Origin of the sequence: Arenibacter sp. P308M17, assembly GCF_003426735.1 — a bacterium.
Classification (GTDB): Bacteria; Bacteroidota; Bacteroidia; order Flavobacteriales; family Flavobacteriaceae; genus Arenibacter.
Genome location: NZ_QVON01000003.1, coordinates 589963 through 615065, shown reverse-complemented (window position 1 = coordinate 615065; position 25103 = coordinate 589963). Strand labels below are relative to the sequence as shown.

The following is a 25103-nucleotide window of genomic DNA, read 5'->3' as shown; positions in this document are numbered from 1 at the left end:
CCAAAATAAATTTTTAGCGATGAGTAAAACAAAAATCTTAATTATCGTAATGGCATTTATTTTTTTATTGCCTGCACGTGCCATGTGCCAAGGAATACCGACTTATGACAACACCAATTTCATCAGCTTGGTAAAACAACTGATAGAATCTGGTAAGCAGACCGCGAACATTATCAAAACCGTAAAGTTCTTGAAAGCACAAAAAGAAAATTTTGAAAAGGTCAACGATGTGGTCAAGCAATTAAGAGCTGTCCGGGAAATTGGACGCAATAATCAACGCCTTATCGATATGATGCAGGATGATTTAAGAAACATCCTTGATAGCCCCTACATCAAACCCGAGGAAGTGGCAAGGGTTTCGGAATCGTTCACTGCTGTTATAGAAAACTCTTTGGACACCATGGATTTTATAGACGAAATCCTATCCAGTGATTATCTTAAAATGAGCGATGCCGAACGTGCCGAAATTCTAAAGGAAAAAGAGCTGGAATCTCAAGAAATGGTTTCCAATATCACTACTAAAACAAGACGCTACAAGGATATTATTTCCTTCAGGAAAATGCAGGATAAAATCAATAACCGCGAAACCGAATATTAAAGATGACGGCGACCATCATTTTAGGGATAGGACTGGAATATATAGATACGGTTTTCCAGACCATACGGAACAGCAGCTTTTCGCAATACACTATTGCAGGAATCAAAGCGCTTGCTGTTCTGTTCTTTTTGGTCAATATCCTTAAAAAATATAATGAAGGGATAGCGGATAAGGATGGCTACACCTGGGGATTAAACCCTGGGGAATTGGCAAAGAATTTTGCAATAGTTGTATTGGTCATTTTTTCATCACAAGTATTGGGATTGTTTGATGGCATTTTAGTAGCAATTGAAGGGCAATATCGCGGCACAGCACCAGCACTATTGCCATTACAGATGCAGGACATTCCAATAGAGGAGGATATCAACTTTATTGGAGCAGCGCAAGCTGCTATGGCATTGCTCTATGAAGCCCTAATAACGCCACTATATGGCTTTAAAATATTCGCCTTTATCATAAGTATCATTCTTTGGATTTTAGATTTGTTTATCTATCCATTATTTCTTGCAGAACGATATTTTCTATTGGGAATAATGCAGGCATTGTTCCCATTGGTCATAAGCTTGGCAGTATTTGAAAAATTTCGATCACTGGCCTACACGTTTTTCAAATTGTATGCTGCAGTTTATATGCTCGTACCCGCCTTCTTTTTGGTCAACATATTTGTGAATGCCATATACACCGAAATCAATACCAATTTCTGGACAAATCTTTTTGGTACGGATGTAGGTCAAGGCTTTTTTGCCCCTGTGGTACAGCTTGGATCTGTGGGTTTCATTGTCTTCCTAAAATTCAAATTATACAGGCGCGCCACTTCCTTCACACTCAGATTGTTTACTAGCTAATTTAACTTAAAATGAAAACAGCATACAAGAATATTTATAACGTCCTAAAGCTAAACCGATTCATCGTTTTTACGGTCGTCGTTTTTGCTTTGTTGTCCAGCACCTTTTCGGTTTGGATGGCTTTTACGGCCAATAAAAATGCGCTTAATAGTGCGTTTGCCATCAATACCGATGGGAGTATCATTCCGTTAAAGCTTGTAACCCAAAAAGAGAATATCAGGGTCGAAGCTTTGGCCCATTTGGAACTGTTCCACAATTACTTCTATAATATTGATGCCAGTAACTATGAACGTAATTTAAAAAAAGCACTTTGGTTAGGTAATAGTTCTGTGGATAATCTCTATCGCCAAAAAAAAGCTGATGGTGTCTATAATCGATTATTGCAATATTCTTTGGTTCAAAAAGTGCTGAGCATCGATTCACGGTTAACAGAAGATAATGGTTCCTATGGCTTTACGACTAAGACCATTTTTGAAATCAATAGAGGGTCTATAATCGACACCTATGAACTTGTTTCCACTGGCAACCTAGCTATGGTCGATCGAAACTTTCCAAACAATCCACATGGCCTATTGATTACTGACTTTTTCGAGAACACTTTAAAAAAACTTAACGATGAAGATAGAAAAAAATAAAATTGTCTTTGCTGCAGTCCTAGCTGTGATATTTCTGTTTCTAATTTCCTATTCCGTAATGGTAATGGGCGATGATGAAAGTGAAAATGAAAACCTGGAGCAAACCTTTGTGCCCAATTTGGAAGAGAATCAAAAAGAATACAATTCCAAACTGGATGCCATCAATGATTTGAAAGAAGAGCGTGAGAACAATGCGCCGAGTATCTATGATGAAAAACTGATTGATTCCCTTGGTTATTATAATCCAAATCTTCCTGAACTTGAAAAAGAGCGTATTGTGGATAGCATCTATGCAGCAGGGAAAATTAAATATTCTAAATCGTCCTATCAGAATCTTGGGGAAAGAAAAACCGCTCCCAAAAATGTTCAGGAAATAGATTCCGCGGAAATAAAACGGGAACAAAAGATTGAATCCAAAGAACTGGGTTTGGAACATCAATTATTCTTTGCTGCTTCGCCTAAGCCAAACGACATTTCAATTATCGGGAATACGGATGTTACGATTTATGCAGTTGCCGACGGTGACCAAGTAGTCCAGGCCAATTCTCGATTGCGAATGCGGTTGACCAACACAGCGACTATCAATGGAAAGGTAATTACTAAAAACACACCTGTTTTTGGATTTATAAGTTTTCAGCCCAATCGTGCGTTGATCGAAATTGAAAATATTGACCATCATCCTACCAAATTAAAGGCCTTTGATGTTCAGGATGGTAGCGAGGGTATCTATGTAGAAAATAGTTTTCGGGAAGAAGTTGGTACCGAGGTCCTCAACGATATTATTCAGGACATCAATATTCCCAGCGTTCCTCAGGTGGGAGGTATGACCAAAGTACTTCGGCGAAAGAATCGAAACGTAAAAGTAACCGTACTGAACAACTACAAACTAATTCTAAAACCAAAGCTATGAGAACATTTATATTAATATCTGCTATAGTAATTTCCGCTTTTTTATTTCGGCCTTGCTCAGCGCAGGCCCCAGCACAACAGCCAATAGTATTGGATACCATCTACGCTAATGACCAAAAGAATGTGGCACTCTTTTTTCCCGATCCCATTCGCCAAGGAATTACTGGGTCCGATAACTTCATCTTTACCTACAATCGGGAAAAAGAACAATATTTCGGTTTGCTTCAGGCAAAGCCGGGAAAGGAAAGCAACTTGCTGGTAGTCAATAGAAATGGTTCTATTTATTCGTATATTGTAAGTTATAAAAAGGAGCTTTCCAAGCTGAATTATTTTATACCGGATTCCAGTAGTATAGGCAATGAAAAGCCTCTGGTCCCAGTGATTACCCGTAAAGATTCACTTGGGGATACCATTGACAAAAAAACTTTTTATTACAAGAAAATTTGCGCATACCTTCTCAACCAAAAGCAGAAAATAGGGAGGTTAAAAAAGGGTAGCGAGGACATCCTTTTAAGCGTTGAAAATATTGTTTTTGATACCGAAGAACTCTACTTCGTTATCCAGATTGAAAACAAATCTACTTTGGATTACGATTTGAATTTCTTAAAACTCTCGGTTGAAACAAGACAGAAGGGAAAAAGGAAATCTTTACAGAAATTGTATCAAGAACCGCTATTCAGATATAATGTGCCCTCCAGAATTACTAAAGGTGAAGCCATCAGATTGGTTTATGTATTGAATAAAATCTCCTTGAGTGATGACCGCATCGCTGTCCTTGAGTTAAATGAAAAGAAAGGAGAACGGAATATAGTGCTTAAAGTCTCGCATAGATATATCAATAACCCAAATTAAAATATTATGAAAACATTGATCACTTCCATATTGGCATTCTTGCTGATCGCCTGTTCTTATAAACAAGACCTATCTCATACAGAGACAGCGAAGATAGTTGTAGAAAGTTTCTACGCCAAAGACAACACTACTTTAAAAAAGTTCACACCTCTAAAATACATAGGAAAACTAGTTTTGGAAATACCTTTATTTTAATACAATCCAATCATCTTAATTTTTAGTTGGATACCTATCTATTATAACTTGAGATTTTAAGTTCACCGGTAAATATTTTCTCTATAATAGACTCAATTGAATGCATGGAGTTAAGGATATTTTGAACAAAAAAGTTTTAGTTCATCTATACTTTTTCATAGTTTATTTCTAGTCTTACCATTCCCAACTCCACAATTGACAACTACAGTGTTAGACTCATCTAAAAATATGTTTGCTATAAATGAATCTCCGATATAACTATTATTAATATCAATATTTTGTTTTTCATCTACTTCACAATGTGGAAAATCTTCAGTATTAATATATTTGAATTCCATAAGAAAGTCTTGGAAGTGATGGTTGGGTAAATTCATTTAAATTAGGTACAAATGGATAGCCTTTTATCTATTGCAACAAGCAAATTTTCAAATAATTTTTCTGCCTGATTGATAAGGAATTCTAAGTATTTAATGTCAGAAATAATGATTTCCAAGCCTCTTAATTCTAGACCTTCAGTCTTTCTAAACTTTTTTTTGTCAGTAATATGAGAGTTTTCATGTGCAATAGCATTTCTAGTACCCAATTGATTAATAATATTTCCAAAATACCTTTGGTAACTCTCATTGTTTACTTCAAATGTATTTTCCATAGTTCCTTTAATAGATGATAAAATACCAGTAGTGGGTGGTTCTATATCAATTTTAAAAACTTTCGCCATCATCCTTAACAACTTTATTAGTTGTCCCTCTAAATATGAAAAAATAGACAAACAGACTGAATTTCTTTGAATTTTAATTAATTCAGTAAATGTTCTATCTCCATCTTCAAAAGAATGTTGCTCGTATGAGTCTTTATATTCAACTGGAATTTGCGCAAGCCTCTTTTCTTTAGATTTAATGAATTCATCTTTTCTTAGGTGATAAATTTCCTCTTGGTATTTTATTAAATCTTGTAATGCCCACAAGCCCACTTGAACTTCATATTCAAACCACCACAGATCACCCCATTCATATAGGTGAATATCATTTAAATTATATTTAAATTGGAACATCCTGCTAATTATTAGTATAATAGTTGATTAAGATAAAATTAATTCCTTATTATTATAATAAGGAGAAGATATATTTTCTTCCTTTTATTAAAACTATAATAATTAGCACTTCATATAAGCTTTGATTTTATTATGCTGATGTTTTCACTTATTTTACTCAATACAACCTTAGGAATACTAATTTTCCTATAACTTAAAAGTTGACTTACAATTTTCATAGGTACCTGGAATGGCTCTGGAAAAATACATGGAACCTTAATCTGTCATCCATGTCTTAGTCCTCCTCCTTTTGTATACATTCTCGTAGACTCCTCTACTTTCTCACAACTACCCAAGGACAAAAAAATATTATGAAAACCAACAAACAAAATTTATTTCTATTCATAAAAATTAATCGTTTATTTGAACATTTAGTTAACTCAGTTGTTTGTTGGCAATCGCATTTTTTCATTTTATTAAAGGCTCATTGTTTTCGTCAATTAAGCTTGTGTTAATCATTCCGTTTCCTGTATGGATTTTATCTTTAAATTCTATTCCCACATCTCTTAACATCAATCGATAGTAAAAAGCAAATTCATCATAATCAAAATTTCTACTCTGTATTTGATTAGAACTGTTTATTGTTAGGTGGTTATCAAAAAAGTGAGAGCTGTAAGATGGGATTTTTTCTTTTATAGAGGCAGCATAAAATAAGTATGAAGTAATTTCAATTTGCTGAACAAAACTTATTGGTGTAAACCTTATTTGTTTGAATTTACTAAAGTGGTTTTCAATTGCATTATTGTCTTCAAAAAGAATAATCACTATGTATTTTCCGAGTTTAATGGATAAGCAAGGAAAATGTACTCTCGTTTGATAAAAGAAATCATTGGTTTTAGATTCAAATAGAAATAAACTCCAAGGTTTTACATTCCAAGTTGTACTATATCTAATTGATTGTAAAAAAAATTGAAGACAAGAATAACTTTGAAATTCCTCGTCAGAAATTATTGAACCAAATTCAGGTTTTTTTCTATCATATAGCAATGATAATTCCCTGTGTCTTGTGGCGTATAATATTTTACCACACCAATTGAAAATCACTTGCTCATCAAAATCGGTTAGTTCTTTAAAACCTTGTTGAAGTAATTCTTGAAAATTACTTTCCATAACTGATAAATGCTCATTGTTACATTTTGAACAGCAAGGAACTGTAAGGTTTTTATACTGAATAGTTGTGTTGTTAGTTATTGAGATGGTTTTATCCCATAAATCAAATTCTTTTTGTAACCATTTAGGGAAAACGTGTTCTCGAGTTATTTTTTCTTCAATAATATAACCACATAAGAAGCAACTACTGGTGTTAAATTCCGAGTTCTTAAATGGAATATAAAATTGTTTTTCCATATGGTTGACAACGTTTAGTATAAAAGAAGTAGGGCTTAAAATAAGGAATTACCTTGCGGATTATCCATAAGCCAAATCTTTTGCATTTTGTTTTAAATACACACAGACCTTTCGATTAAGCACTATTTGCCCTATTTTTTTATATATTGTTGTAGGCAGTGCTTTCGCTCCTAAATGCCATTAGCATACTCAATTCTTTAGAGCCTTTATTGTTTTCTATTTTAATTGTAAAGTCATTAAAGTCCCAAAATCGACCATTCCATTTGTCATTGACTAACTCCTCTTTTTCAGTGTCCCAATCGAAAATACCCCTTGAATCTTGGTCAATTCCTAAAACTCGGAATCCACTATTAACTACTAATTCATATTCTCGAAGAAAACTAAAGTTAGAGTAGTTTTTAGTTCTTCTATAAAAATAGAGATAATTTTTTCCTTCCTCTACTAAATTATCAATGCGATTGAAATATCCTAAATAACTATGAATTGGTTTTATAGTTGAAGTATGTCTATCAAAATTCAGTGATTTGAAATCGTCTATAATTATACCCGTTTTAATATCGTTGATTAGTAACTTGCTAAAAGTTTGGTAACTATCTTCTTCTTTATCTAATATGAAATTGAACGACTTTATGAATTCTTCGGCGTGATATACTTTAGTTTCAATTCCTAAAAGTTTATAAAGGACTCTTGTTTTTTTTAAAAATTCGTTATCATCGGATATTACGCAATCACAGTATGCTCCGTAGTAACTATGAATCCCATCATTGAGGACGTTGTTGAAACGAACACTTTTTGAAGGCTCCTTACTAATGCCTAAAAGGTCAAGTGTAAAATAGGCATTAGTGAAAAAATCGTAATTGGACATTTCCTTATCGCCATTTGGGTTTATGTTACTTCTAACATAATCAAGGAAGCTTTTTTGAAGGTAAGAATCTTTTAAGTCTTCATTGAAATCAATTTCATCATAATCAACAACGAATTTTCCATTATTAAGATGTTTGTCAGTTACATTTCGAAGTCCCTTGTATACGGATTTATCATCTTGCATAGTTTTGAACATTCCCATAAAGTGTTCACTCCACTCCATAATATTCATTGGTGGTAAGTCAGTTGGTAATATTTTAGATAATGGGTCTAATACTTTTGAATCAATGGAATCAGTATCAATAAAGCCGAAATCAAGAAATTTTTCAGTTAACAAGGTTTTAGCTTGTTCTAATTTTTTTATGTCTTCAATTGGTAGTTTCGAAGTGTCAAAATCAAGGATGCTTGAGAAATCTATATGGTCAGTTTCTTCCTCTACGTCTTTAAACGCGTCTAAAGGCTTGGCTAAATAACAAGATGTTTTCTTCTCTAAAGCGTGATAAGATAAATAGTTGTCGTTTACGAGAGTTTCAATGAATTCTAATTCTGAATATTTTATATCAGTTTTATCACTTTTTAAATCAAGCAAATGGGCGTGCGAATAGCAAAAGAGACTGGTTTTATGATTCTTAATTTTATTTAATAAATCAACATATTGGCTTTTCTCCTGTTTAAAAAGATGACTAAATATTTGTTTATCAAAATATATTCTTACCATTCAGTTTTTCTCGCATTGCCTACGACGGTTTAGCTCTATGAACAGTACGGGGGCAAACCAGCGTTTGCTTTCCCCCACGCACATAGCAAAAGCTTTTGGTTTTGTTTTTTCTTTTTTTTCTGCTCAAAGCAAAATCCAAAAGATTTTGGGGTCTTCACAAAAATATACAAACCTTACGTTTATGCCTGAAACCCTTATTGTTTATAGGTTGTGTTAAACAGTTATTTCATTTTTTTGTCAATCGTGGTTTTCATTGCGTAATAATCCATTTCATAACAAACTCGGCCCAAAAGGATAGCGGGATTGATTCTGTGTCTGTTACCTAGAGCTTTAATTTTTTCATCATTCAATGGAAGATGGTTTTCTAAAATATCTTGCCATATGTCTTTAGAAATTAGTTTTTCCTGAGCGTAATTATCTGCTTCGGTTTCACATTTATCTAAATTCTGTTTTCTAGTTAAATCCATAAACTTTCTGTCCTTATCATTTCGCAAGTGCAAATCAATATGTCCAATTTCGTGCATAATTGTAAATGCAAAATTGTCAATCCGATTATATCTCAATGTCAAGGCAATAGCTGGATTTTTCTCAGACCAAAAGGAAAACCCATCAATAGGTGTTTTTTCTAGTTTATCAATTAATAGCATTTTAATTCCAAATTGATTGAGAACGGCTTTAACTCTTTCAGGTGTTCCAGAGTTTTCGTAAAATATGTTATTTAGATTTAAACAGAGTTGATTTAAATTGTCAAAATTAAAAGTGTTCGTTTTTTGATTTTTAGCTTCATATTGTGCTAAAGAACTCCAAGCAAACATATTTTTGTCGTCTATCTTTAATTTTTCTGATTTACGATAATATGCGAATTTATCTTTAGAAAAAGCTGATACTAGACCATCAATAGTTTCTACAGCATAAATAATTTTTATAGTTTTTATGTCACTTTCAATATCATCATTTAAGTAATTGTGTTTTTTAAAATATCGAACTGGAACATACTCTTTTATAATGTTCCATAGTTCGATATTCTTAACTCTTTTAATGTTTTTTTGCTTAACTCTTGCCTTGTCAATCTCGTATTGAGACTGAAATTTCATCCAATAGTCCGCTGAAACGCCCAATATTTTTTCTAATAAAATTGCAATGTCTGCGGTTACAGGTCTTTTTCCTTTAATTATTTCATTTAAAAATGAAGGTTGCACACCTAATTCCTTTGCCAATTTTCTTTGGTTTAAATCAGGTGTTGCGTCTAATTCATCTTTAATTAAAACTCCAGGATGTGTCGCTTGCGCGGGTATTAAAACTTTGTTTGTTGCCATTTTTCCCAGTATTTACTTGTAGTGATTACTCAATTCAATAATTGAGCATATTGTAATACTATTAGGTTCTTCTCCTTCTAGTGTAGTTAGAAATTCTATTCGATATTTGCCATCGACTCGAACAGATTCTAATCCTTTTTTATCGCCAATAAGCCGTTCATAGTTCAAACTCTTAATGGGATATAACTCTTCTGTATTTTTTGCAACTCTTAATTTATCTATTGTTTGTATATACTTTTTGATAACGCTTGGTTGAAACCTGTGTTTTTTGCTTCGAGCCTTTCCGTTTTCATACAGTTCTTCTAAATAATCTTTCTCGAAGTTTATTTCCATAACTTTCTTTTACCATAGTGCAAAGGTACAAATAAATAAAAAAGTTCACTAATTAAGTGAACTTTATTTTTTTAATATAATTGTTGCCTACAATTGGATATAGCTATTAACTATATATTATTTATAAAAACTAAGGTAACTAATTCTTTAATTATTGTCTGCATTGTAAGTACGAAGTTTCCCATTAAGCCCTCTATGTCTTAAATACTTGTAATACGTTGCTCTAGAAATATTCACTCTCTCGCAAATTTCAGAAACGGTTAATTTACCCTCTTTAAAGTACTGTTCGCAAATTATCCTTTATTTGAACTTTCTTATTAAATATTACATAATCTATAATCTTGAAGATACTTCAATTTGATCTAACCAACCTCTAATTTCCGTGTACCCATCGGTCTCTTTTAATCTCGCTAGAGTCATTAATTCTACTGCTTGAGTATTAAGTAACTTTTTCTTGCTGTCAGATTTCTTTTTTTGCTTTTCGAAGCCCAGTGCTGCCCAATCCCCTCCTGCTAGGGTATATGTATGCTCTGCTACTATTATAGGAACATCATCCTGCTCATCTAATGCAGATAGTTGACATTGGCTTCCATTTGCAGAATAGGCTTCGTTTATTGCTTCATAATGCAAATAGTTTTCTAGTTCCCGTCTTGAAGTGTTATATGCAACTTTATTAGGATTTCCCATTGCATTTATTTCTTTTACTGCATTTATATAAGTAATGTCATCACCGTCATAAATATGAACCTCCGGTTTGCCTAAACCGGACAGATAACTATTCTCGACATAATGTTTAAGAGAAGAACCACCTGTTATAACCCATCCAACTGAAGGATCATTTAAATCTATTGTCTCCTCTCCTTCCATTTGATAGATTGTACTGTACCTCTTTAATGCTAGAACATCATTATTTCCTTCTACATAGACTAAAACTTTAATCGAGTCTTTTGGATTAGGTAAAATACCCAATGTAGTTATTACGGAATCAATTGTTTCTTGAATTTCTTCTTCTGTTTCAAAATTCCAAGCATATTCTATCTGAAGGCCTGCACCGGTATTGGTAATATATCTTAGCGACTGGATAGGTATTTCTCTAACTAAATTTGCACTATGAGAGGTGAAAAAAACTTGTGTATTTTCGCTTTCGCCCAATTCTATTAAAGCTTGTATAAGTAATTTTTGGTGATTAGGATGTTGCGACGTTTCAGGTTCTTCAATAGCATAAATTATAGCAGGTGCGCTCTGATCTGCTTTCCTTTTTTCTGCTTGTGCTTGAAAAAAACTAAGCAAAACTAATCTCCTTATCCCACTTCCTCTTTTATTCAAAGGAATTCCATCTTCGTTAAAAAGTGTAAGATCAAAAAGGCCTTTCCAGTTAGGTTGTTTTCTAAGATCGGATTTCAGCGTTTCAGCCAAGGAAGCATCTATGTCTTTTAGTTTTGCAATTATTCGATCAGCTACATCTGTAGATTGCAGCCTAACCATATTTTCTATTTCTTCCATTCTTGTCCTAATGGCTTCAATAGCTAGGGTTTCCTCTATGGCACTTTTCATTGGGTCTTGTACATCACCATCTTTATCATCGAGATTTTTATCAACTTTGAAAAGTGAAAAAATTGGTAGCATAGCTTTTAGCTTACCCCAAACTGCTTTAAGATTGTTTTCTGTAGTTAAATTTCCATCTACTTTAATTCTCATGTTAACTTTGTCACGACCAAAATGATTTCTAAAAGCACTTCTAATGGGAGGATTTTTTGTTAAAGTAACCCCGGTTAAATCGACTCCTAATACTTGAGCTTTCGCCTTTAAAGTATCATTTTTAAGTTCTAAAAGGTTTGATAATTCGGCATGGGCATAATTTTGCACATTCAAGAAAATTGATTTCCCTATGGTTTTACCAATCTTAAAAACTCTGATTATCTCAAGATTCCCAGCTTCGTTAAGTATTCCTTCTTCCATTGGACTTGTTTCTATTGTAGTATCAAGAATTATGGTATCTGGAACTGCTGAAAACTCGCAGGTAATTTCTATCTCTGTTCCATCACTATTTGTAGATAAATCACCGGAGTCAATACCATCATTAAAGAAGGCTTCAAGTCCTTCTAAAATTGTTGATTTACCGACATCATTTTTACCAATCAAGCAATTTAAATCGTCGACTTTAAAGACCGTTCGGGTATTATAACATCTAAAATTTTTAAGTGTTATTTTTTCTAACTTCATAGAATAGTTCTGTTTAATTAGTCTTTCGTGGAAGTAGGTAACACGATTTATTCATAATTTTTGTGGATATGGTCTTAACTTCCCATCAAGCCCTCGGTACCTCAAGTACTTATAATAAGTTGCCATTGAAGTTTAAAGCCGTTCACATATCTCAGTTACTGTAAGAAGGCCTTCCTTAAAGTACTGTTCACAAAGTACAGCTTTTTGTTGATTTTTCTTACTAATACCTTTTGGGGCGCCTAAAATTTTTCCGCGTCGTCTTGTATATTCTAACCCAACCTTTTTACATTTGATAATCGTTTATTAGACCTTCTGGAAACCTCTTAAAACCAAGAGGTCATAATTTCCTTGTTAGTTTTATTAATTCAATAATGTCAGGGTTGGCAAATAATTCTTGCTCCTTTTCCAATTCCTTAACCATGTGCTCGATTAGTCCAAGGTACACCTTAGCCTCCTTTTTTGATTCCTGTATGTCTTTAATAGGATCCACCAGGTTTCTAGAGTTATCTAAGTTCAGTTGATACAAGCTTTGATAAGAAGTCAACATTGCTTGCTTTGCCATTATACGCACTTGAATATTTAATGCCTGTTGACTGGCATCCTGGGCAGTGACAGATTTTTTGAGTTCATACCTTGTTTCCATTAGCTCTTCTCTTTGTAACTCAAGCTCCTTTCTTTGCATTAAGGCTGTGACAATGAGAAATGCGAAAGCTAATGCCGAGAATAGCGCATTTGCCATGCCAAAACTGTCTCCAAATTCATTTGAGTTTTCAGGAAACGAATATCCATTGAAGGTAATGTGCCAAATTATAGCAAATAGCACAGCAACGATAATTACAGACAAAAAAATCCATAATCCAAAATTGATTTTATTTGTTTTTTTTTCCTTCATTATGATTTCGTTGCGTGTTTCAGCACTAAAGTTAGCAAATAAATTACAGACAGAAAGTCTGCTAAGACTTACTTAAGTTGGGTTTATCTAGCAATAAATTTTACACGTCTTAGCTTCGGGTTTTTTCTTCAAATGTATATTTTCCAAGTCTTAAAATACAGAAGAAAACTAATATAACAGCTTGTAAGTTATAATCAGAGTATTGTAAAAATGAATGTGCTATATTATTCCTCAAATTTTTCCCTTTTAATGTGAATGTGTATTTGAATAGCTCAATATCCTTTATTGTGAAATGTTTTTTTGTTGTTGGATTGTCTAGTAATTCTTCTAGAAGTTGTTCCTTGATTTCTCCTCTTTTTGATGTAGACGTATTTCCACCAGACAAACGAATAAAATCTCTTAAAGCTCCTTCAAACTTGATAGTCAAAGAGTCCATTGCTAAAATGAAATTATTGATTTTATTAGTATTCATCAATACTGATAGTTCAAATTGAGCGAATAAATTATGAATTCCAGGGGCAAGCATTGTCAACCAAGATGAGTTTTGGTCAATTTCATTGTCAGTCATTCCTCGTTTGAATTTAACACCATACCAAGTATGAGTTTCCAAGAACTCGAATATTTTGTAATAATTTAATTTACCTGCTAAAATACCATCTACGAATACTTTTAGAAAAAGGCTGGAACATTTAACTCCGTGAGAAATTGTATAGCCTTGAATTATTTCTTTGTCAATTTTCTCTGAATCTTTGAGGTTCTTGAAGTTGCTGTTTATGTCAAAAACACTTGTGCTAAAGAGATAGCTAATTGACTTCTTTATTGATTTTTTCGCGTTTTCTTCATTCTCAATTGGATCAACAAGTATGTCCTCATTAATTGAAAAGAAAGCAAGAATACCTTCAGTTGGCATATCTAAAATGATTTTAGATTTCATATTAAGATATTCATTAAACATTTCTGTTTCTTTTTCACCAAGTTGCCAACTTACTTTTCCAAGTTTTACTGTTTGTTTTAATCTATTATATTCTTTTAAAACTTCTTCAGCTTCATCTAGTTTTCCTGCTAGCCTTAAATATTTAGCTTTAGTGCCAATGGTTGTATATTTTACAAAGTCAGTATCTTCTGGATGTTGCTCGATAATTACATCTTCATTTTTAGCTAATAACTCGTATAATTTATTCAATGGAAGTTCGAGAGAATTATAAAGTCTTATTCCAGAATCCAATGTGCTTTTATTAGAAAAATATGAAACAGATTTGTCATCTTCTATCCAATTTGGTAATTTCTCTGCTATATCATTTAGTTCTTCACTTGAAAGTATATTATTATCTAAAATTGAATTTAGAATATTTGGTTTAAACCAATTTGGTAAGTCGTGAATCAATATAATTGCTAATTCTTTAGCTTGTTCTATTTTCTTCTTTGACCTTTTTGATATATTTAGAATAGCTGAAAGAATAATAGGTAATTCATTAGCTTCATCTGATTTTATTCTGTTTATAGTTTGAATATAATTATCAATTGCTATTTCCGCATATTTGTTGTGTTTTGTTTCTTGCCATAATAGGTGTGAATATCTAGATTTTAGCCAAGTGTTTTGAGTTTCGTCTAATCTGTTCTTTAAATATTCTAGGTCTTTCTTTTCAAGTCCAATTCCTACAATTTGACCTTTTGAGTCAGTGACTTGAACATTAGTTTTTAGTTCCCCTTTATTTAAATTATAGTTTAATGATTTTCTTTCGATGATTAGTTTATCCTCCCAATCTCCTTCGATTCTTGTAGTTTGTTTAATTTCTCTATGAATATTCCAAATGCTCAATGAATTGAGATTTTCAATTGAGTTATAGAATTCTTTTAATTCATCTGGAATTTCATTCATTTTTAGGGAAGCCTACATTATCTCTTGAGAAAAAACTTTATTGAAAGACATTGATGTGAAAATTAGTATGATTAGTATTTTAGTTGTTTTGTTCATATTTTTATTTTTCAGCTTGCAGGTAACGTCACGGATATAGTAACAAGTTACTATATTTCTGCTTTGTGAGTACTTCTAGTTTTTTGATTTATAAATCCTTTATTTACTGTCCGCATTGTAAGGACGAAGCTTCCCATTAAGCCCTCTATGCCTTAAATACTTGTAATACGTTGCTCTAGAAATATTCACTCTCTCGCAAATTTCAGAAACGGTTAATTTACCCTCTTTAAAGTACTGTTCGCAAATTATGGCTTTTTGTTGATTTTTATTACTGATGCCCGTAGGGGCACCTAATATTTTACCCCTTGCTCTCGCGGAGGCCAAACCTGCCTTGGTTCGTTCAATAATAATATCCCGTTCTAACTGTGCTAGGGCAGCGAACATGTTTACAATGAATTGGGAATGTGAAGACTTGTCCGTGGTATCCAAAAAAGGTTCGGTAATGCTCCGGAACTTGACACCCTTTTCATTCAATTGATTGATAAAGTTTGTAAAATGAATCAAGCTTCTGGCCAGGCGGTCCAATTTCCAAACGACAATAGTGTCCCCTTCACGGGCATAGTCCAGAAGTTTGCTTAAGCTTTTACGTTCTTCTTGTGAACTGGAAACTTTATCCGTGTAAATGTTCTTTGTATCAATGCCTTCTTTTAAAAAGGCATCTAATTGTAAATCCAGATTCTGTTCTGCAGTACTTACCCTAGCGTATCCAAAAACCATGACCCAAAGTTTAAATAAACCTCAAAATACAAACTAATTATTTAGTACGATACTTTAAACTATTTAAAATCAATAAATATTGTAAGGCTATAAAGTTTAATAAAAGGGTCGATTAAATATACTTTACTGATTCTATAAAGTGCGATTTAACGAAACTGAAAATGCTATTAGTGTAACCACTCAATTAATACCCCTCCTATAATATTATCAGAAAATTTTACTCAAATATAGACCTGGCTTCTCTATAAATTCTCTCGAAATTAGTTTCTAGATCAGACTTAGTAAATTCTTTGGAAGGTTTAGGAAGACCCCGGCGAATGGCCTGTAATTTAAATTGCACCTTTTTGTCCTTTCCATCTGCATAGGTGATAAATTCGCCTTGTTCCAATCGAAAAAACACATCCGCTCTAATTTTCGGAATTTCCTTTTCTCCTGTGGTTACTCGGGTATCAAAATCAAGACTATGGCCTCGGCTAACACTCTTGGTTGGGTCTTTGATAATCTCAAAAAATCGTTCATAATATTTTGCAGTGTCAGGATCATTGACCTTTCCAAAAAACTGATAGGACAAGTTGCTCAAAATCGCCCTGCTCGCCTTATCACCGTACATCATATCATTTTGAATCTTGTCCTGCATAACATAGATCGTTGTTATGTCATAACTCCGAAGAGTTGCGGGAATCCGGTGCATGTTCAAAAGTTTAATGGTAGGGGCTTCTTCCATTAATAAAAAAGAAGGTTTAGAATGTCTAACACTCATCTGTTTGGTTATTGTGTGGATAATAGTGGCAATTATTGGTGAATACGAGGTTTCAAACCTAGGATTGTTCACCACGGAAATAACGGCAGGATTATCCTTGTGGTTGATATTGAGCGGCACTTCATCCGCGGACAGGGCCATAAATATTCGTGGGGTACTTATCCTTTTTAATGCATTGCTTAATGTCCCTTTCACCCCTGCGGTCTGCCTGTCCGAATCCATCCCGCTAATAAAAGCATCGGCCATTCCTTTGGAGATTATATTGGACTCCAAAAATGTAATAAGGCTCTCAGTATCCAGGTAATGGTATATTGCGATGACGTGTGGCAAAGTGCAATATTCGGGATAGGAAGACTTGAGTCTCCAGATCAATCCACCTATCAACCCTTCCGCGGCATCGTGGAAAAACTTGGTAGCGCCAATCGAAACGGAATCTTTCTGTTCCAAAAGGTTCTCTATCAATACCCGGGATACCTCGTTTACACTTTCCGGATTCTCCAAATATCGAGGTGCTATGGGATTCACCCGATGAATGATCTTATCAAAGGATATCACTTTAAAAGGGATGTCGGAATCCTTGAACAGTGGATAAGCCATCTCGGAAATCTCAAAATCCTTATAATCATGGATGACCCCACAGAAACCATGTCTATTAAAATGTTGTAGAAAGCCATAGACCACACTTTCGGTCTTTCCACTTCCCGCAGATCCTATAATGGAAACGCCCCGTTTGATGTTATTGATTTGGAAATTTCCCTTGGTAGTTTTAAAGCTGACTTGATATTTATCATTAATGGATTCAGCTATATCCTTTTTATGAAGAAAAACATATAAAACCGTATTGATAAGTAATAAGGGACATGCTAAGTATAGTATTCCCTGCAACAACGTCATTAATTGGGCAGCCCCGACCAACATTCCCAAAACAAGTAAGATATTTAGACCAAACGCAAATTTATTGTTCTTAAACAACATATAAAACAGAATACTGATCAATCCGATGATCATGAAAATCAGGAAAGGATCCACTATTTCCATACCCTTAAATTAGATTCCTATAGAACTCGATTTGATGGCCCCCTCTACCCCTTGCCTAAGCTTATTGAAAATTTTCAATGCTATCTGAGCTTTATTTACCGGGATGCTACCCATTATGGGAAGGCCTGTTTCGCGCATTATTTTAAAGGCAATAGCCTTTTCGTTGGTGGGCAGTCTCATCAAAGAATTAAAGTACATTTTCGGATTATTGATAAACTCCTTTCGGGCACTGTATTTTTCCGAAAAGTTTCTTTGGTATCCAAAGGTCCTATCGAAGGTCCTTTCCGCTCGTTCAAAAAATTGATCCCTATCAAATCCTCTTTTGACCATCTTTCCGTGCAACTCCGTTTCGGAGGCTTTGTACTTGCTCCCTGGGGACAAGCTGAAGGAATTGGAAGCATCCTTTCTACTCATGACGATATGTACATGACTTTGGCTCCCAGCCTTGGCCATTCCCTGTACGATTCGTTGGCCATTTTGTTGATGAGGGGCCTGGCGTTCCAATCTGTTGATCTGTCTTTCCATCTTTTTAATACTGCCCTCCATGGTACCGTTTTCCACCTTTCCTATGTTATTCCTTAACTCAAGTATTTTTGTAGCAAAGGGCTGATTTTCCCGGATTTGCTTATCCGTTCCTTTAAACGTCCTTTGCTGCTCGATCTTGGCATAGTACTTTATATCATCAACAGTAACCTGCCGTCCATTTATCTCCCGATTAAATGATGCCACATAATCCTTCATCAGTTCCCGGGTATATGTCTTAAGGTCTTCACTTGGATTCTGTAATGCGTTAAGTTCATATTTGGAGGGGTTCACAGTAATAGAGTAAAACCTTGGTTCGGTCTTTTCCAGCTTAGCGGTATTGCCATCGATTTTCCTTACTACTTCCTCTGCTGAAATTTGATCGCCGTACTGATTGAAAAAATGTTCCATACCTGCCTCGCAGGAAGGCAGGTCCTCCTCCACTCCTTGGTTTTCCTTCCCCAGATAATCCACAAAACCTGCTGAACTTGGGGAATAGGAACCTCCGAGTTTTTGGGCTGTAATAGTGATGTACATAGTGCTCTTTTTTTTGTTTTTATTTATTACGCTTGTGAAATTTTGGTTGTTTCTCCTCATCTTTTTTCTTCTCCAAAATCAAAGTTTTCTTTTTTGGCTCCTCCATTTCAAACAAGGATTGTATCATGGCCACAGTGGGCTTGGTCTGGGTCTTTTCCATATCCCGTATAATCGCGATAGATGCATTGATCCGTTTCTTCAAGGACTGTTCAATGGTCCTTCCCGTGGGTCCAAGATTCTCCCTAGGGGAGATTTCGTTATAGAAGAAAAAATCGAGCATAGTAGCCATGGCTTCCGTATGGGATTTGAAATGGGTGCGTGAGAATGTCTGAAAACGCTTTGCCGTTTTGCGCTTGAACCTTATGGTAATAAATGAATCCATATTTTAGTTTTTTAAAGACATTTGACGCAATTTCATCCCTATTTATTGGCTATTTCATGGCATTTGACGCAAATGACAAAAATTCGAAATGTTTAAATATTTATAAATACCTGATTATAAGTCATTTAAATTCAAAAAGAAATATGTAACGCGGCTTTGCCCGTTACCCTCTTGCTTCTCCTTTTTGTCACGCTAAAGCGTGGCAAACTTTCGAACCATTCAATAGTAATTTAATGGCTCTTTATGGTAACTGAAAACAGTTATGGTTTTTTAAGATTTAAAAAATTGGTATACCCTGATATCCATAATAAAATGGCGAAACCTTTACGAATACCTCAATGCTGTAACCAAATAAAAGGCCCTTGAGTTTCAAGGGCCGTACCATTTCAATAGTTGAATTGAACAATTGAATTAAATACAGAAAGTGTATTGATAGGAATATAAATTTCGTATCGCTTCTTTGAAAGATACAAACAAACATTCCAGGGTTTCCTTCCTCAAATCGGTGAAATTAAGGCAGATCATAGCATGGGATTTAATATTCGCTCGGGAGCATCAATGTATTGTCTACAAAGTACAACCGCAATTCGTCCAGTGGGAAATCCGTAATGCGGTACCGGTGCGATTCAAGAATATTGTCGTTGCCATCACTGTAAATTATTTCTGCCTCATATCCAGAATGATCCTGCTTTTCCTGCGATAGCCTTTTAAAGTCTACGGTTATAAATCTGCTTATCGTCATGAGGCTTTTTGCCATGATCGAAGCATCGGTAATTAGCCAATAGCATTCCGCAGCATTGGCCAAATATTTAATTCCTTCAGTATATCTGGTTCCCATCAATGGGATTTGGTACAACATTTCCGAACCGTGAAAATGTTGCAATCCCCCAATTATTTCATTAATTTGTGCTCTCATTGTAATTTCGTTTTAGAAGTTAATAATGAAAAGAGGGCGCAACTTTTCGACAGAGACGCCCTCTTTTGTTTACATACTACTCGGCATCTTTGCCGATCTTGGTTCCCAACAAAAGGATTTCTTTTGCTTCCACCTCGGTGATATACCCGTGGTTCCCATCGTCTGTTGTGTAAGTACGGGTCTTTAATTTCCCCACTACACCTATTTCATTGCCCTTACCTGCATATTTCTCGACAATCTCGGCAGTCCTTACCCAGGCTACGATCCTATGCCATTCTGTGCTTTGGGTTTTCTCGCCTTTTTCATTTTTGTAATACTCATTGGTGGCAAGAGAAAAACGGGCTACTTTCTTCCCACTTTCTAAAACGGTTATTTTGGGATCCTCCCCCAGGTTCCCGATCAACTGAACATGATTTCTGATAGTACTCATAATAAAAGATTTAGATTAAATTGGCTGCCCGACCCTCAGACAGCGTACGTTTATATTTTTTCAAATGATTTACTTATTATATCTGGAGCGTTTTCCTCTTTTAGTTTTTTTAACTTTGTTCCCGATTCCTTTTTGATGTTTTCGTAAGATTTCATAACATTCGTTTTGGATTTACTTCCCATAGAGCCGCAGCTGTTACCTTTTTTTGTTGCTTACTGGGTTACAATATTTAGGCTTGGTAAGGCGTATAAATAGTGGAGCGAAGCGAAACGGTTTATGCCGCCGCCCTAGAATGAATGTTGTTTTTTTGCTGTCAAAAAAAGGTAGGGACTGTCGCGGTTATGGAAGGAAGTTTAATGGTCCTTGTGAATAAAGAAAACTAAGGAAGCGGGACCAAAGGCAAAAACACATATCCGATCAGGCGAATGCTATTCACGATTTTGGCTAGGTAATGAAGTGTTCCTTCCCAGCATAGCGGGAAGGACTAACGGAATGGACAGCCGAAATTGGGGATTGTGTTCAAGAAATTTGTAGTGAAGCTCTTTGCCCGAAATGAAGCTTTTCGCGAAATTTAGGGCAATGTGCTGAACGGAATATGAAAGCGGATTATTCTTTTGGCCAAGAAACTAAAGTGGACCTAACTTTAAAGATAGAGATTAGGCACGAAGTATTTACCGCTTTATTACGGGGCTATCAACCTGGACATCGGAATCTTTCAAGTTGTGTACAAGACTTTTTTAACAAAGCGCATTTACCCATATGGAGCTTTTTTTGCGGAATGTAGGGGAATGGGTTGATTAATACTAGAATGATTTACAATACTATTCGGAATTATTCGCTAAAATTACAACAGAAATTAAACACCACCCCACAATTTTTATGCAGTTCATTGTATTAAACAACCGGTGGGACAAAGTATCCCAAAAGGATATTATTCTTCTTTGGACGACATCCAGAAACAGAATATCTTCTAGGATACCGGACATTGGGTTACGAAAACTTTTGCAATTTGAGCTTCTACTGCTATTATTGAAAAATTCGAATGCTCCCATATTTCTATATTCGTGGGACCACTTTTTGGTTCATCCCCAATAATTAGACCTGCTACAATCGGTGAAAATGCTAAAATAGCTTATTTTCAATCTCCTCCAACGACTGTCCTTTTGTCTCGGGAACAGTGAGGTAAATAAACAAGAAGCATATTCCACAACTTACGGCAAAAACAAAAAACACTTGCTCCATAAGCACCGAAAGCATAAGAGGAAAGAATTGTGCTACCAAAAAGTTACCGCCCCATAAAAAAATTACCGAAATGGTCATAGCCCTTCCCCTTACCCTGTTGGGAAAAATTTCGGAAACCACAACCCAATATACACCACCCATTCCTACGGAAAAAAAGGACACATAGCTTAGTGTATAAAAAAGCAATAAGCCCCCTCCCTCTTCTGCGTTTGGAAAGGCCTGCCCCAGTAGAATCAATGAAGCCCCCATTCCAAAAGAGGCAACCAACAATAATATCCTTCTGCCTACCCTATCAATCAAAGACAAAGAAACTAAAGTAAAGACAAGCATCATTAAACCTATGATTATAGAATGACCATATGCATCCCCTGTTGCAATTCCAGCGGACAGAAAAATTCTCGGGGCATAGTACATAATAACGTTTATACCTGTAATTGCCTGGAAAAGAGCTAGTATCATAGCCATAATGGTAATTCGTCGTCTTTTGGGTCGAAACAATTCTCCTACCCTCCCTTCTTCCTCCTTTAGATTATTTAGGATTGCAGAATAGGTTGCTTCTACAAACTCAGGACGTGTTATCTTTCGGAGAACCAACTGTGCTCTTTCCAAGTTTTGGCTTTTGGCCAGCCACCTGGGACTCTCTACAATAAAATATAGTAACATCAGATATAAAACGGCAGGTACCATTTCCGTAGCAAACATCCATCTCCACCCCATATTGTTCATCCAATCTTCATCACCTAAGTCTATAATATATCGATTTGCCGTATAGGCCATTACCATTCCTATTATAATAGCTACCTGATTAATGGAGACTAATTTTCCACGAATGTTGGGAGGTGCTATTTCTGCAATATATATTGGTATTGCCATAGAAGCTACACCAACTCCAACACCACCGACCAATCTTGCCATTATAAGAAATTCAATGTTCATAGGAAAGGCACAGCCTAGTGCCGAGATCGTAAATAGAAGTCCGGAAAAGAACATTCCTTTTTTACGCCCTAACGTATCTATAATCCACCCGGCACCGGCAACACCAATAATACATCCGATCAATGCGCAGGATACAATCCATCCCAAAGTGTTATCATCCAGTTTAAAGTGCGATTGCAATGCTTCGGTAGTACCGGAAATTACAGCGGTATCATATCCGAACAATATACCGCCAATGGCGGCAATACTACTGATTACATAAACATAGCCGATTTTTGACATTTGACTTGGTCTGTTATAAGGTTTATTAAACGAGTTCTATGGGAAGATCTATCCCCAGCTCAATGCTCCAATGTTTGATCTGATTACATAAAGCGGGCTCCATTGGGATTCCTTTTATTATTCTTTCTTTTTCTTTTCTATAATGGTCATCTCCTGGAGCCTCAATAGGCACACTGGAATCTTTTGCAGGCTGTTTTCGTGCCTCATCGGCCATATTCGATACGATTTCCGAGAAATTGGCTCCCCCAAAAAAACGGGAAGGATCAATTGCTATGACCAAAGATCCCAAATGTCTTTTCTTAGATAGGTCTCCATACATTTCAGAGATATTCGGTCCCCATGGCATACCGTTAAGAGGCCCACAAAGCAAATCTATCATAAAAGCCAAGGCATATCCCTTATGCTCGGCCATAGGTTTTAGACACCTGACCAAATTGGGATCATCCGTAGGATCTCCCTCAATTGTGTAAGCCACGTCAGAAGGGATTTTTACGTTTTCATATTTCGCATTCATAACCTTGTTCCATGCTATTGCACTGGTGGCCATATCCAAACATAACGGCCTGCCATTACTGTTGGGAACACTTATACAAATAGGGTTTGTTCCAACGAATTTCCGGAATCCCCCATGTGGGGCCACAAAAGCATCCGAATGGGTAAATACTATGCCTATTAATCCTGATTCCGCAATCATTCTTCCATAGACTCCAATAGCACCGCAATGGGAGGACTCCTTTACTCCAACAATTCCGATCCCATTTTTTTTGGCCAATGCAATTGTTTCCCTGGTAGCGGCATCAACAACTACAATTCCCAGCCCGTGATCACCGTCCATATTTGCCGAACACGGCCCGGTATTTTCAATTTTAAACTTAGGAATGGGATTTAATGACCCTGCTTTTATTCTATTTAAGTAATGTGGAAAACGGGCAATTCCATGTGAATCGATGCCCCATAAACTCGTTTGTACCAAACAGTCCGTAACTACAGCGGCATCCTTATCCGATAGTCCCATTTTTATTAAACAAGCCCTTCCCCATTTGGAAAAAGATTCTGAGTGTACATATTTCATGCTTTTAATTTGAGATATTAATAAAATTTACCTAATAATGGCCTACACCATCCTCCGTCAACGTCTACCAGATTTATGGGTGGAGCCAACAATTCATATTTAGATGCGGAAACATTCCGTAAACATATATTTTCCAAAATAACCGTCTCGTTTCTCAATAGCTCCAAATGAGCCGGAAATGTTGGTTCTGAAGGAGGGTCTATGGTAAGGTAATCCAGCCCTACCAGGATAATTCCATTGGAAGTACACCATTCAGCGGCCGACTTTTCAATATAGATGAAATTTGGATCCCAAGGTTCTGTCCAGTAATCAGAATTGCTATTCTTAGTTTTGAACAACAACCGTTCAGCATCTTTGGGAATATTGCGTGATTCCAGTGCAGGGGCATCTATACATTTATTAAGATGAGTCAAATCCAGAACATAGGCCGGACCCAACCAGTAATCCAGGGGGATTTCATGTAACTTTTTCCCAATGGGGATAAAATGCCATGGTGCATCAACATGGGAGCCATGGTGCAGGCCTCCGTTATAAAACCCTACATTGGCCGGATTTCCCTTCTCATGGCTCCAAAAAGGCCATGTTAACTGGGGGCTCGGGTCTCCGGGAAATACGGTTATCGAGGATGATGACGGAATACTTATATCTATATATTTTTCCATATTACTCTTCCCAATATTGAGCCCCCGGCAATGAGCCGTTCATTAAATATCCGCCATCAATGGTAATATCCTGACCAGTCATATATCCGGATTCATTACCGGCTAAAAATAATGCCGCCTGGGCAACCCAATCGGCGTGGGCAATTTCGCGTAGCGGAATTCTTTCATATAGGGATCTCTTCACCGAGTCGGTATACATCGGGATTGTCAATTCGGTATATGTTGCACCAGGCCTGATAAAATTGGCCGTGATCTTATACGGAGCAACCTCTGAGGCCACCGTTCTAATAAAAGCTTCTATGCCTCCTTTTGAAGCAGTATAATGGCCACATGAAGGTTCACTTAACTGAGCGTGGATGCTGGACATCGCAATAATTCTCCCTCCCTCATTTTTCTTGATCATTTCCTGTAACGCCTTCTGTGTACACAAAAACACACTTTTAAGGTTGGTTCTAATAATATCATCCCAATCTTTTTCCATCATGTCCACAATTGGGGATTGCCTAATAATTCCTGCATTATTGACCAAAATATTCAGTCCACCCATTTTTTTGATAGCCTCGTTAAAAGCAGCATCCACTTGAAGCGAATCCCCAACATCGCATTGGATTGCATATGCAGCACCACCATCGCCTTGTATTTCATTTGCAACCGAGGAAGCCTTTGAACAATCAATATCCAAAATGGATATTATGGCACCTTCCTTTGCAAAACACTTTGCAATAGCTTTACCAATGCCATTTGCTGCACCGGTTATAATTACCTTTTTATTTACTAATCTCATAGTTACTTTATTGGTTGTTATAATGTTGTCT

Annotated in this window: 24 protein-coding genes; 5 read left to right on the top strand and 19 right to left on the bottom strand. The window is 35.7% G+C overall.

Annotation, left to right across the window (positions count from 1 at the left end; all coding sequences use genetic code 11):
* Window positions 1-19 precede the first annotated feature (19 nt).
* Genes D0S24_RS10535 through D0S24_RS10515 form a run of 5 tightly spaced genes read left to right on the top strand, consistent with a single transcriptional unit; the run spans window position 20 to window position 3839 of the window.
* Window positions 20-598 (top strand): conjugal transfer protein, encoded by a 579-nt coding sequence (locus D0S24_RS10535; RefSeq protein ID WP_117019821.1) that lies wholly within the window; start codon window positions 20-22, stop codon window positions 596-598.
* A 2-nt stretch (window positions 599-600) separates the two neighbouring features.
* On the top strand, window positions 601-1443 hold the full coding sequence (locus D0S24_RS10530) for a hypothetical protein (protein WP_117019820.1): 843 nt from the start codon (window positions 601-603) through the stop codon (window positions 1441-1443).
* 11 nt (window positions 1444-1454) lie between these two features.
* The gene (locus D0S24_RS10525; protein ID WP_117019819.1) at window positions 1455-2078 is read left to right on the top strand and encodes a conjugal transfer protein TraK; all 624 of its coding nucleotides are present in this window, start codon (window positions 1455-1457) and stop codon (window positions 2076-2078) included.
* Entirely contained in the window at window positions 2059-2988 is a 930-nt protein-coding gene (gene traM / locus D0S24_RS10520; RefSeq protein ID WP_117019818.1) for a conjugative transposon protein TraM, read from the top strand. The genes D0S24_RS10525 and traM overlap by 20 nt, the downstream gene beginning before the upstream one ends.
* Window positions 2985-3839 (top strand): DUF4138 domain-containing protein, encoded by an 855-nt coding sequence (locus tag D0S24_RS10515; RefSeq protein ID WP_117019817.1) that lies wholly within the window; start codon window positions 2985-2987, stop codon window positions 3837-3839. The genes traM and D0S24_RS10515 overlap by 4 nt, the downstream gene beginning before the upstream one ends.
* A gap of 574 nt (window positions 3840-4413) precedes the next feature.
* On the opposite strand, the gene D0S24_RS10500 is transcribed toward D0S24_RS10515, so the two are convergent.
* The 19 genes from D0S24_RS10500 to D0S24_RS10405 all read right to left on the bottom strand — a co-directional run bounded on the left by D0S24_RS10500 (window position 4414) and on the right by D0S24_RS10405 (window position 25072).
* Window positions 4414-5085, bottom strand: a complete 672-nt coding sequence (locus tag D0S24_RS10500) for a hypothetical protein (protein WP_117019814.1) — start codon at window positions 5083-5085, stop codon at window positions 4414-4416.
* Between the two features lie 447 nt (window positions 5086-5532).
* Window positions 5533-6471 carry a hypothetical protein gene (locus D0S24_RS10495; protein WP_117019813.1) on the bottom strand — a complete coding sequence of 313 codons (939 nt, stop codon included), beginning with the start codon at window positions 6469-6471 and terminating at the stop codon, window positions 5533-5535.
* A 139-nt stretch (window positions 6472-6610) separates the two neighbouring features.
* The gene (locus tag D0S24_RS10490; protein ID WP_117019812.1) at window positions 6611-8053 is read right to left on the bottom strand and encodes a hypothetical protein; all 1443 of its coding nucleotides are present in this window, start codon (window positions 8051-8053) and stop codon (window positions 6611-6613) included.
* Between the two features lie 221 nt (window positions 8054-8274).
* Window positions 8275-9369: a HigA family addiction module antitoxin gene (locus D0S24_RS10480; RefSeq protein WP_103478224.1), complete on the bottom strand. Its 1095-nt coding sequence runs from the start codon at window positions 9367-9369 to the stop codon at window positions 8275-8277.
* A gap of 12 nt (window positions 9370-9381) precedes the next feature.
* Complete coding sequence (locus D0S24_RS10475) at window positions 9382-9702, bottom strand: type II toxin-antitoxin system RelE/ParE family toxin (protein ID WP_103478223.1); 321 nt, start codon at window positions 9700-9702, stop codon at window positions 9382-9384.
* Between the two features lie 147 nt (window positions 9703-9849).
* Window positions 9850-9996, bottom strand: coding sequence for a helix-turn-helix domain-containing protein (locus tag D0S24_RS21445; RefSeq protein ID WP_408912545.1), 147 nt, complete (start codon window positions 9994-9996; stop codon window positions 9850-9852).
* 39 nt (window positions 9997-10035) lie between these two features.
* Window positions 10036-11925: an ATP-binding protein gene (locus D0S24_RS10465; protein WP_117019809.1), complete on the bottom strand. Its 1890-nt coding sequence runs from the start codon at window positions 11923-11925 to the stop codon at window positions 10036-10038.
* A 337-nt stretch (window positions 11926-12262) separates the two neighbouring features.
* Entirely contained in the window at window positions 12263-12817 is a 555-nt protein-coding gene (locus D0S24_RS10460) for a hypothetical protein (RefSeq protein ID WP_117019808.1), read from the bottom strand.
* 109 nt (window positions 12818-12926) lie between these two features.
* Complete coding sequence (locus D0S24_RS10455) at window positions 12927-14696, bottom strand: DUF4209 domain-containing protein (protein ID WP_117019807.1); 1770 nt, start codon at window positions 14694-14696, stop codon at window positions 12927-12929.
* Between the two features lie 195 nt (window positions 14697-14891).
* Complete coding sequence (locus D0S24_RS10450) at window positions 14892-15509, bottom strand: recombinase family protein (RefSeq protein WP_117019806.1); 618 nt, start codon at window positions 15507-15509, stop codon at window positions 14892-14894.
* A 217-nt stretch (window positions 15510-15726) separates the two neighbouring features.
* Window positions 15727-17307, bottom strand: coding sequence for a type IV secretory system conjugative DNA transfer family protein (locus tag D0S24_RS10445; protein ID WP_117019805.1), 1581 nt, complete (start codon window positions 17305-17307; stop codon window positions 15727-15729).
* A 9-nt stretch (window positions 17308-17316) separates the two neighbouring features.
* The gene (gene mobB, locus D0S24_RS10440; RefSeq protein ID WP_117019891.1) at window positions 17317-18366 is read right to left on the bottom strand and encodes a MobB family relaxase; all 1050 of its coding nucleotides are present in this window, start codon (window positions 18364-18366) and stop codon (window positions 17317-17319) included.
* Between the two features lie 19 nt (window positions 18367-18385).
* Window positions 18386-18748, bottom strand: a complete 363-nt coding sequence (locus D0S24_RS10435) for a BfmA/BtgA family mobilization protein (RefSeq protein WP_117019804.1) — start codon at window positions 18746-18748, stop codon at window positions 18386-18388.
* A 535-nt stretch (window positions 18749-19283) separates the two neighbouring features.
* Window positions 19284-19664: a DUF6876 family protein gene (locus tag D0S24_RS10430; RefSeq protein ID WP_117019803.1), complete on the bottom strand. Its 381-nt coding sequence runs from the start codon at window positions 19662-19664 to the stop codon at window positions 19284-19286.
* 76 nt (window positions 19665-19740) lie between these two features.
* A complete protein-coding gene (locus tag D0S24_RS10425; RefSeq protein ID WP_117019802.1) occupies window positions 19741-20094 on the bottom strand; it encodes a single-stranded DNA-binding protein in 354 nt (117 codons plus the stop codon).
* 1122 nt (window positions 20095-21216) lie between these two features.
* The gene (locus tag D0S24_RS10420; protein ID WP_117019801.1) at window positions 21217-22554 is read right to left on the bottom strand and encodes a sugar porter family MFS transporter; all 1338 of its coding nucleotides are present in this window, start codon (window positions 22552-22554) and stop codon (window positions 21217-21219) included.
* Window positions 22555-22579: 25 nt separating this feature from the next.
* On the bottom strand, window positions 22580-23626 hold the full coding sequence (locus tag D0S24_RS10415; protein WP_117019800.1) for an Ldh family oxidoreductase: 1047 nt from the start codon (window positions 23624-23626) through the stop codon (window positions 22580-22582).
* Window positions 23627-23643: 17 nt separating this feature from the next.
* Window positions 23644-24288, bottom strand: a complete 645-nt coding sequence (locus tag D0S24_RS10410; protein WP_117019799.1) for a cyclase family protein — start codon at window positions 24286-24288, stop codon at window positions 23644-23646.
* A 1-nt stretch (window position 24289) separates the two neighbouring features.
* Window positions 24290-25072 (bottom strand): SDR family NAD(P)-dependent oxidoreductase, encoded by a 783-nt coding sequence (locus tag D0S24_RS10405; protein WP_117019798.1) that lies wholly within the window; start codon window positions 25070-25072, stop codon window positions 24290-24292.
* Window positions 25073-25103: the final 31 nt, after the last annotated feature.

Coding starts and splice junctions, on each gene's coding strand:
- D0S24_RS10535 (WP_117019821.1), top strand. CDS start 20: ATGAGTAAAACAAAAATCTTAATTATCGTAATGGCATTTATTTTTTTA.
- D0S24_RS10530 (WP_117019820.1), top strand. CDS start 601: ATGACGGCGACCATCATTTTAGGGATAGGACTGGAATATATAGATACG.
- D0S24_RS10525 (WP_117019819.1), top strand. CDS start 1,455: ATGAAAACAGCATACAAGAATATTTATAACGTCCTAAAGCTAAACCGA.
- traM (WP_117019818.1), top strand. CDS start 2,059: ATGAAGATAGAAAAAAATAAAATTGTCTTTGCTGCAGTCCTAGCTGTG.
- D0S24_RS10515 (WP_117019817.1), top strand. CDS start 2,985: ATGAGAACATTTATATTAATATCTGCTATAGTAATTTCCGCTTTTTTA.
- D0S24_RS10500 (WP_117019814.1), bottom strand. CDS start 5,085: ATGTTCCAATTTAAATATAATTTAAATGATATTCACCTATATGAATGG.
- D0S24_RS10495 (WP_117019813.1), bottom strand. CDS start 6,471: ATGGAAAAACAATTTTATATTCCATTTAAGAACTCGGAATTTAACACC.
- D0S24_RS10490 (WP_117019812.1), bottom strand. CDS start 8,053: ATGGTAAGAATATATTTTGATAAACAAATATTTAGTCATCTTTTTAAA.
- D0S24_RS10480 (WP_103478224.1), bottom strand. CDS start 9,369: ATGGCAACAAACAAAGTTTTAATACCCGCGCAAGCGACACATCCTGGA.
- D0S24_RS10475 (WP_103478223.1), bottom strand. CDS start 9,702: ATGGAAATAAACTTCGAGAAAGATTATTTAGAAGAACTGTATGAAAAC.
- D0S24_RS10465 (WP_117019809.1), bottom strand. CDS start 11,925: ATGAAGTTAGAAAAAATAACACTTAAAAATTTTAGATGTTATAATACC.
- D0S24_RS10460 (WP_117019808.1), bottom strand. CDS start 12,817: ATGAAGGAAAAAAAAACAAATAAAATCAATTTTGGATTATGGATTTTT.
- D0S24_RS10455 (WP_117019807.1), bottom strand. CDS start 14,696: ATGAATGAAATTCCAGATGAATTAAAAGAATTCTATAACTCAATTGAA.
- D0S24_RS10450 (WP_117019806.1), bottom strand. CDS start 15,509: ATGGTTTTTGGATACGCTAGGGTAAGTACTGCAGAACAGAATCTGGAT.
- D0S24_RS10445 (WP_117019805.1), bottom strand. CDS start 17,307: ATGGAAATAGTGGATCCTTTCCTGATTTTCATGATCATCGGATTGATC.
- mobB (WP_117019891.1), bottom strand. CDS start 18,366: ATGTACATCACTATTACAGCCCAAAAACTCGGAGGTTCCTATTCCCCA.
- D0S24_RS10435 (WP_117019804.1), bottom strand. CDS start 18,748: ATGGATTCATTTATTACCATAAGGTTCAAGCGCAAAACGGCAAAGCGT.
- D0S24_RS10430 (WP_117019803.1), bottom strand. CDS start 19,664: ATGAGAGCACAAATTAATGAAATAATTGGGGGATTGCAACATTTTCAC.
- D0S24_RS10425 (WP_117019802.1), bottom strand. CDS start 20,094: ATGAGTACTATCAGAAATCATGTTCAGTTGATCGGGAACCTGGGGGAG.
- D0S24_RS10420 (WP_117019801.1), bottom strand. CDS start 22,554: ATGTCAAAAATCGGCTATGTTTATGTAATCAGTAGTATTGCCGCCATT.
- D0S24_RS10415 (WP_117019800.1), bottom strand. CDS start 23,626: ATGAAATATGTACACTCAGAATCTTTTTCCAAATGGGGAAGGGCTTGT.
- D0S24_RS10410 (WP_117019799.1), bottom strand. CDS start 24,288: ATGGAAAAATATATAGATATAAGTATTCCGTCATCATCCTCGATAACC.
- D0S24_RS10405 (WP_117019798.1), bottom strand. CDS start 25,072: ATGAGATTAGTAAATAAAAAGGTAATTATAACCGGTGCAGCAAATGGC.